Below are 766 nucleotides of genomic sequence, written 5' to 3'. Positions count from 1 at the left end.
GCGGCTACCACCGTCGCAGCAGGGTGGAGATATGAGCCGGATCAGGAAAAGGTCCGGGAGACCTTTTCCCCGGCGATTGGATGACCTGCGTGACGCTGCCCGGCCGACGGCTGATCTCCCTCCGTTCGGCATCGGCCTCGGACCGATGGCGGCGCGATGCCTCACCTTCGACCGCCAGGTTGCCGAGGTCCAGCTCCGCGCATTCGCGGCCGCGCTCTGACCGATGGCGCTTGCCGCTCATTCATGAACCGCGTCACGGCCCTCGGCATCCCGATGACCGTGGCCGCAGGATGGGTATGTCCGGGGAAAGGGGAACTGCGGTCGCCAGCTGATTTGCGCAACAGCGCCGCCTGGGTGCGCTGGCGGACGGTCCGCTCGAATGCCGCCAGTTCCTGACGCAGAGACGTCCGGGCCCGCAGCACAGGTTCGGTCGCGGCGTCGAGCCCGTGATTGCCGACCACCAGTTCGCGGATGCGATGCTCGAACCGGCCGCGAGAGATTGGTCCAACCTTCAGCCCGAAATTCCCCAGCAGCCCCCGCAGGGACATTTCCAGCGCGATACTGCCCTGCTGGATCACTTTCCGTCCGCCGAGCAACGCACGAACCTCCCGGGCCTAGACGGATTTGCCGTGAGCCCGCCGGAACCAGCCGAGATGCAGCAGGCGCGCGATCGCCTCGGCATCACGCCGGCCGGTCTTGATCGGCAGCGCCTTCAATGCTCCCTTGACCTGCCGGGGTTCCATCGGGACGACGTCCAACCCCGCCC

General features: G+C 67.4%; 1 protein-coding gene. It reads left to right on the top strand.

All coding sequences use genetic code 11. The features are described 5' to 3' along the window. Positions 1-220, top strand: a 220-nt coding sequence (locus FGX59_RS38475) for a hypothetical protein (protein WP_206078571.1), incomplete at its 5' end; no start/stop codon positions are given. Between the last annotated feature and the right edge of the window lie 546 nt (positions 221-766).

Origin of the sequence: Poseidonocella sp. HB161398 (genome assembly GCF_005870025.1) — a bacterium.
Lineage (GTDB): Bacteria > Pseudomonadota > Alphaproteobacteria > Rhodobacterales > Rhodobacteraceae > Mangrovicoccus.
This window is presented reverse-complemented; position numbering and strand designations above follow the sequence as displayed.